This is a genomic window from Streptomyces ossamyceticus (assembly GCF_001418475.1).
Lineage (GTDB): Bacteria > Actinomycetota > Actinomycetes > Streptomycetales > Streptomycetaceae > Streptomyces > Streptomyces ossamyceticus.
Genome location: NZ_LIQX01000366.1, coordinates 1 through 8,265 on the forward strand (window position 1 = coordinate 1; position 8,265 = coordinate 8,265).

2 protein-coding genes are annotated in these 8,265 nt (G+C 76.4%); both read left to right on the forward strand.

Features of this window, described 5'->3' with window-relative positions; translation table 11 throughout:
* A partial coding sequence (locus AOK15_RS25600; protein WP_157870368.1) for a type I polyketide synthase occupies positions 1-1,620 on the forward strand: 1,620 nt, incomplete at its 5' end.
* A 5-nt stretch (positions 1,621-1,625) separates the two neighbouring features.
* Positions 1,626-8,265 (forward strand): type I polyketide synthase (locus AOK15_RS47265; protein ID WP_420876970.1); only part of this gene is annotated, 6,640 nt, incomplete at its 3' end.

The following is an 8,265-nucleotide window of genomic DNA, read 5'->3' on the forward strand; positions in this document are numbered from 1 at the left end:
GTCCTCGACCGGAATGGCCCCGCCCCCGACCCGAACGGCAGCCCCCTCACCCTCAACAGCACCGACGGCACTGCCCTCGACCCGAATGGCACCGCCCTCGACCCGAACGGCACCGTCCTCGTCACCGGTGGCACCGGCGCCCTGGGCCGGCTGGTCGCGCGGCACCTCGTGGCCCGCTACGGGGTGCGCCACCTGCTGCTGGTCAGCCGTCGCGGCGCCGATGCCGCGGAGGCGGCCGGGATCCGTGCGGAGCTCGGCTCGGACCAGGACCAGGACCAGGACCAGGACGCGGACGTGGACGTGGATGTGGACGTTCGCGTGGCCGCGTGTGACGTCGCGGACCGGGACGCGCTCGCCGCCCTCCTCGCCTCCGTACCCGACGCACACCCCCTGACGGCCGTCGTGCACACCGCCGGCGTCCTGCACGACGCCGTGGTGGAGGCCATCGACCCCGGCGACCTGGACCGCGTACTGCGGCCGAAGGTCGACGGCGCGTGGCATCTGCACGAGCTGACCGCCGACGCCGACCTGTCCGCCTTCGTGTTGTTCTCCTCCGTCTCCGGCATCAACGGGGCGGCGGGACAGGGAAGTTACGCGGCCGGAAACACCTTCCTCGACGCGCTGGCCCAGCTGCGCCGCGCCCGGGGGCTGCCCGCCGCGTCCCTCGCCTGGGGGCCGTGGGCCGCGACCGGAGGCGTGGCCGGCGGGCTCCCCGGCTCAGGCATGACCCGCCGGCTCACCGAGACCGACCTGCGCCGGATGCGCCGTACCGGACTGGTGCCGCTCGAACCGGCGCCGGCCCTGGCGCTCCTGGACGCCGCGCTGTGCCGGCCCGGGCCCGCGCTGCGGGTGCCCGTGGCGCTGTCGCTGCCGGTGGTGCGCCGGGCGGCGCACGAGGGCGAGGCGCTCCCCCTGTTCCGGGAACTGGCCGGCAGCGCCTGGCGCGACCCCGCCGCGCCGGACCCGGGTCCCGGCGAGGAGCGGTCGGGCGGCACACCCGTACGGCTCCAGGTCGTGGCCGGGCGGCCCGCCCCGGAACAGGAGGCCGCCCTCCTCGAACAGGTCCGCGCGCACGCGGCCACCGTCCTCGGCCACCGGGACGGGCGGCGGGTGGACGTGGCCCGCACCTTCAAGGAGCTGGGCTTCGACTCGCTGATGGGGGTCGAGCTGCGGAACCGGTTGACCGCCGCGAGCGGGCGCCGCATGCCCGCCGGACTGCTGTTCAACCAGCCCACCCCCCTGGCCGTCGCCCGCTATCTGCGCACCCGGCTCGCGCCGCCCGACCAGCCCGCCGGCGGATCCCTCGCCGCCGGGATCGACCACCTGGAGGACCTCCTGACCGGCACCACCGCCGACCCCGGCGAACTGCACCGTACGGCCGAGCGGCTGCGGGCCCTGCTCGCCCGGTGCGAGGAGCGGTACGCGGTCACCGCACCGGCGGGCGGGAGCGTACCGGCTCCGCCAGGCGGCCCCGGCGCGCCCGCCCGGGGCGACGGCACGAACGGCGCGCACGCCCCGGACGGCGGCGTACGCGCGGCGCTCCGGACGGCGAGCGTCGACGAGATCTTCTCCTTCATCGACCGGGAACTCGGCACCGACCTGCAGGAGCGCGGGGAATGACGCACATGGCGGAGACGGAAGCGGACAAGCTGGTCGAGTACCTCAAGCGTGTCACGGCCGAACTCCACGAGACCCGGGGGCGGTTGCGCAGGGCCGAGGACGGCGCGCGCGAGCCGATCGCGATCGTCGGCGTGGGCTGCCGGCTGCCGGGCGGCGCCGACTCGCCGCAGCGGCTGTGGGACCTGGTGGCCGCGGGACACGACGCCATTGGCCCGGTACCGGCCGACCGCGGCTGGGACATCGCGTTCCCGGGCGGTTTCCTGCCGGACGTGGCCGGATTCGACGCCGGGTTCTTCGGTGTCTCGCCGCGCGAGGCCGCCGCCATGGACCCGCAGCAGCGGCTGCTCCTGGAGACCGCCTGGGAGGCATTCGAACGCGCCGGGATCGCCCCGCGCTCGCCCGCGTCCCGGCGTACGGGGGTCTTCGCCGGCCTCGTCGCTCAGGACTACGGGCCGCGGCTGGACGAGGCGTCCGACGACACCGGCGGCCATGTGCTGACCGGCACCACCGCGAGCGTCGCCTCAGGGCGGATCGCCTACACCTTCGACTTCGACGGCCCGGCGGTCACCGTGGACACCGCCTGTTCGTCCTCGCTGGTCGCCCTGCACCTGGCGGCGCAGGCGCTGCGGCGCGGCGACTGCGATCTGGCGCTGGCCGGCGGTGTGTGCGTCCTGCCGACACCGGGCACCTTCCTCACCTTCGAACGGCAGGGCGGTCTCGCGGCGGACGGCCGCTGCAAGGCGTTCGGTGCCGGTGCCGACGGCACCGGCTGGTCCGAGGGCGCCGTCCTCCTCCTCGTCGAGCGGCTCTCCGACGCCCGCCGCAACGGGCATCCGGTGCTCGCCGTCGTGCGGGGTACGGCGGTCAACCAGGACGGCGCCTCCAACGGCCTCACCGCGCCCAACGGACCCGCGCAGGAACGCGTCGTCCGGGCCGCGCTCGCCGACGCGGGCCTGACCGCCGCCGACATCGACGCCGTCGAGGCACACGGCACCGGCACCCGGCTCGGCGATCCCATCGAGGCCGAGGCGCTGCTCGCCGTGTACGGCCCGGACCGCCCGGCGGACCGGCCGCTGTGGCTGGGCTCCCTGAAGTCGAACATCGGCCACACCCAGGCCGCCGCGGGCGCCGCCGGTGTCCTCAAGACCGTCCTGGCGATGCGGCACGGCATCCTGCCGCCGACCCTGCACGCGTCCGAACCCACCCCCGAGGTGGACTGGTCCGACGGCACGGTACGGCTGCTCACGGAGAGCCGGCCGTGGCCCGCGGCGGGCCGACCGCGCCGGGCCGGGGTGTCCTCGTTCGGCATCAGCGGCACCAACGCCCACGTCATCCTCGAACAGGCCCCCGAGGAACCGGACCCGGGCGTCGCCCCCGAGCCTTCGGACACCGCTCCGTTCGCCGCGCCGCCCCTGCTGCCCTGGCCGCTCACCGCCCGCTCGCGCTCCGCGCTGCGGGACCGGGCCCGCGACCTCCACCGGCACCTGACCGACACCGCCGACGCCTCCGCGGCCGACGTCGCCCGGACACTGGCCACCACCAGGGCGCCCCTGGAGCACCGCGCGGTCGCCCTCGCCCCCGACCGTGACGGTCTGCTGGACCTGTTGGCGGGGGCCGCCGAGGGAGCTGCCCCGCAGGGCCTCGTGACCGGCCACCACCCGGCCCCCGAACCCGCCCGCACGGTGTTCGTGTTCCCCGGCCAGGGCTCCCAGTGGGCGGGCATGGCGGTGGACCTGCTGGACGCCTCGCCGGTGTTCGCGCGCCGTATGGCGCAGTGCGAGGAAGCCCTCGCCCCGTTCACCGACTGGCGGCTCACCGACGTCCTGCGCGCCCCGGACGCCGCAGGGCCGTTGACACGTGTGGACGTGGTCCAGCCCGTGCTGTGGGCGGTGATGGTGTCCCTCGCCGACCTGTGGGCGTCGTGCGGGGTACGGCCCGACGCGGTCATGGGCCACTCCCAGGGCGAGATCGCCGCCGCGGTCGTCGCCGGCGCGCTCACCCTCGACGACGGTGCCCGCGTCGTCGCCCTGCGCTCGCGGGCCCTGGCCGAACTGCCGGACCGCGGCGGCATGCTCTCCGTCGCCGAACATGCCGACGCCGTACGCGCCCGTATCGCCCCCTGGGCCGGCCGTCTCGACATCGGCGCCGTCAACGGACCGGCCACGGCCGTCGTCACCGGCGACGAGCGGGCGCTGGACGAACTGTCCGACGCCTGCGCCCGCGACGGGGTCCGCGCCCACCGCGTCAACATCGACTACGCGTCCCACTCCCCGCGGATGGCCGCTCTGGAGGACCGGATCACCGACCTCCTCGCCCCTGTACGCCCCCGCTCCGGCACGGTCGCCTACTACTCCCCGCTCACCGGCGGCCGGCTGGACACCGCCGGGCTCGACGCCGGCTACTGGTACCGCAGTCTGCGCCACACCGTCAGGTTCGACGAGACCACCCGCGCCGCCCTCGACGAAGGACACACCGTGTTCATCGAGGTCAGCCCGCACCCGGTGCTCGTCGGAGCCGTCCAGAGCACACTGGAGGCCGCCGAAGGGACGACCGCCGCCGTGCTCGGCACCCTGCGCAGGGGACCGGGCGGCCGGCCGGAACGCTTCGTGGAGGCCCTCGCCGAGGCGTACGCGCACGGCGCTCCCGTCGACTGGACGGTGCTGCTCGCCGGCGGCGGGGCCCGCCGGGTCGACCTGCCCACCTACCCCTTCCAGCGCTCCCGGCACTGGCTGGACCGGCCCGCCCCGGCCGGCGCGGACGATCCCGTCACGGCCGCCCTGTGGGAGGCCGTCGACCAGGGCGACCTACCGGCGGTGGCCGCGCAGTTGGGCGTAGGGACCGACGACTCGCTCGCCGCCACCGTCCGCGCGCTGGCCGCCTGGCGGGCGGCGGCCCGCCGCACCGCCGCGACCGACCGCTGTCGCTACCGCGTCACCTGGAAGCCCGTCCCGAAGCCGCCGCGCGCCCGGCTCACCGGCGACTGGGTACTGCTCGTACCCGGCGACGACACGGGCGACGACCTGTCCGACTGGACGGCGAACGCCCTCGCCGCGCACGGCGCCGCCCGTGTCGACCGGGTCACCGTCACCGCCGCCACACCGCGCGAGGAACTCGCCGGACTGCTGCGCGGGCACGCACGCGCGACCGGTGTCGTCTCACTGCTCGGCACCGACATCACGCCGTGCCCGGGCCGTCCGAGCGTCCCGGCCGGTACCGCCACCACCCTGACGGCCGTGCAGGCGCTCCTCGACGCGGGCGGCGCCGGGCCGCTGTGGTGCCTGACCCGGGGAGCGGTCTCCGTGGGAGCGGACACCCGCACCCCGGCCGACGAGACCGCCGACGGACCCAGCCCGGAACAGGCCCAGGTCTGGGGCCTCGGCCGGGCCGTCGGGCTGGAGGCACCCGGCGTGTGGGGCGGCCTCGTCGACCTGCCGGTCCGGCTCGACGACACGGCGGCACGCGCGCTCTGCGCCGTCCTTGCCGCGCCCGGCGACGAACAGGAGTGGGCGCTGCGCGGCTCAGGTACCCACGTCCGCCGACTCGTCCGCGCCCCGCGCGCCACCGCGGCCCCCGCACGCCGCTGGCGGCCCCGCGGCACGGTCCTGATCACCGGCGGCACGGGTGCCCTCGGCGGCCATGTCGCCCGCCGACTGGCCCGGGAGGGCGCGGAGCACCTCGTGCTCACCGGCCGCCGCGGCGCCGACGCGCCGGGCGCCACCGAGCTCGCCGAGGAACTGCGCGCGCTCGGCGCCCGGGTGACGCTCGCCGCCTGTGACGCGGCCGACCGTGACGCCCTGGCCGCCGTCCTCGACGCGATCCCCGCCGAACAGCCCCTCACCGCCGTCGTGCACACCGCCGGCGTCAGCGGGCTCGAACGGCTCGACACGACCACCCCCGCCGACCTCGCCGCGATGGCGGCCGGGAAGGTCAGCGGCGCCCGCCACCTGGACGAACTCCTCGACGGCCGCGACCTCGACGCGTTCGTGCTCTTCTCCTCCGGCGCCGCCGTCTGGGGCGGCGCCCGCCAGGCCGCCTACGCCGCCGCCAACGCCCACCTCGACGCCCTCGCCGTCCGCCGCCGCGCCCGCGGTCTGACCGCCACCAGCGTGGCCTGGGGCAGTTGGGGCGGCGGCGGGATGGTCGACGCCCGCATCCAGCGGGTGTTCGAGCGGATCGGCGTACGGGCCATGGACCCGGACACCGCCGTCACCGCGCTGTTCGACGCCGTCGCCGACGGCGAGACCGGGCTGACGGTCACCGACATGGACTGGCAGGCGTTCGCCGCCGGCTTCCGTCTCTCCCGGCACCGCACCCTCCTCGACGACATCCCCGAGGCCGCTCCCCGGACCGCCGGACCGGACACCGACGCACAGAACACCGACCCCCAGGGCACCGGCGACGCCTCGGCCCTGGCGGACACGCTCAAAGGACTCACCGCCCGCGAACGGGATCGCCGTCTGCTGGACCTCGTACGCTCCTGTGCCGCGACCGCCCTCGGCCACGCCGACGTGTCCGAGATCGGCGCCGACGCCGCCTTCCGCGACCTCGGCCTCGACTCGGTGACCGCCGTGGACCTGCGCAACCGGCTCGCCGCCGCCACCGGTCTGCGTCTGCCCGGCACCCTCGTCTTCGACCGTCCCACTCCCGCCGCCGTGGCCGCCGAACTGCGCACCCTCCTGAGGGCCGAGCCCGCCGCGGCACCGGCCCGGCCCCGCGTATCCGCCGCCACCGACGACCCCGTGGCCGTCGTCGCCATGGCCTGCCGACTGCCCGGCGGCGTCGCCTCGCCCGAGGACCTGTGGCGGCTGGTCACCGAGGGCCGCGACGGCATCACCCCCTTCCCGGCCGACCGGGGCTGGCACACCGAGGACCCCGGCGACGGGCGTGTCCTGCCCGGCGAGGGCGGATTCCTCCACGACCTCGCCGGCTTCGACGCCGCGTTCTTCGGCATCTCACCGCGTGAGGCGCTCGCCATGGACCCGCAGCAGCGGCTGCTCCTGGAGACCTCCTGGGAGGCCCTGGAACGCGCCGGCATCGACCCGCTGTCCCTGCGCGGCAGCCGCACCGGGGTCTTCGTCGGAGCGGGCCACTTCGACTACGCGGCCCTCGCCCTCACCACCGAGGAGGGCAAGGACTACGCCCTCACCGGCTCGGCCGGCAGCGTCCTCTCCGGCCGGATCGCCTACACGCTCGGCCTGGAGGGCCCTGCGGTCACCGTCGACACGGCCTGCTCCTCCTCCCTCGTCGCCCTGCACCACGCCGCCCGGGCGCTGCGCGACGACGAGTGCGGCCTCGCCCTCGTCGGCGGCGCCGCCGTGATGGCCACGACCGCCGCGTACGAGGCCTTCGCCCGCCAGGGCGGCCTCGCCGCCGACGGCCGCTGCAAGGCCTTCGCGGACACGGCCGACGGCACGGGGTGGGCGGAGGGGGTGGGCGTGCTGGTGATGGAGCGGCTGTCGGACGCCCGCCGCAACGGGCATCCGGTGCTGGCGGTGGTCCGGGGCTCGGCGGTGAACCAGGACGGCGCTTCGAACGGGCTCACCGCGCCGAACGGGCCGTCGCAGCAGCGGGTGATCGGGGAGGCGCTGGCGAGCGGGGGCCTGTCGCCGTCGGACGTGGACGCGGTGGAGGCGCACGGGACGGGCACCCGGCTGGGTGATCCGATCGAGGCGCAGGCGGTGCTCGCCGCGTACGGGCAGGATCGTGAGCGGCCCTTGTACCTGGGGTCGTTGAAGTCGAACATCGGGCACACCCAGGCCGCCGCCGGGGTGGCCGGTGTCATCAAGACCGTGCTGGCCCTGCGGCACGGGACGCTGCCGCGCACCCTGCATGTGGCCGAGCCGACGCGGCAGGTCGACTGGTCGGCCGGGGCGGTGGAACTGCTCACGGAGAACCGGCCCTGGCCCGAGACGGGGCGCCCCCGCCGGGCGGGCGTGTCGGCGTTCGGGGTCAGCGGCACCAACGCCCACCTCATCCTCGAACAGGGCGACACCGACGCGACCGGCGCCGACCGGGACACCGGCCGGCCGCTGCCGGTCGTCCCCCTGCTGCTCTCGGCCCGGACAGCGGACGCGCTGCGTGCCCAGGCCGCGCGGCTCCGCGACCTCCTGGACGGCCCCGCGCCGGCACCCGACCCGCACGACATCGGTCTCACCCTCGCCGCGCACCGCGCCGCCCTCGACCACCGGGCCGCCGTCACGGCCCCCGACGCACAGACCTGCCACGCCGCGCTCGACGCGCTGGCCGAGGACCGACCGCACCCGGGCCTCGTCCGCGCGACGGACGCCGGAAGCGGACTCGCGGTGGTGTTCTCGGGCCAGGGCTCGCAGCGGGTCGGCATGGGACGCGGACTGGGCGAGGCGTTCCCGGTGTTCGCGGGAGCGTTCGACGAGGTGTGCGCGGCGTTCGACGGGCTGCTGCCGGGGTCGCTGAGGGACGTGGTCCTCGATGGTCCGGGCGAGGTGCTGGAGTCGACGCAGTGGGCTCAGCCGGCGCTGTTCGCCTTCGAGGTGGCGTTGTTCCGGCTGCTGGAGTCGTGGGGTGTGCGCCCGGACGTGCTGATGGGGCATTCGCTGGGTGAGCTGGTGGCGGCCCATGTGGCGGGGGTGTGGTCGCTTGCGGACACGTGCCGGGTGGTGGCGGCGC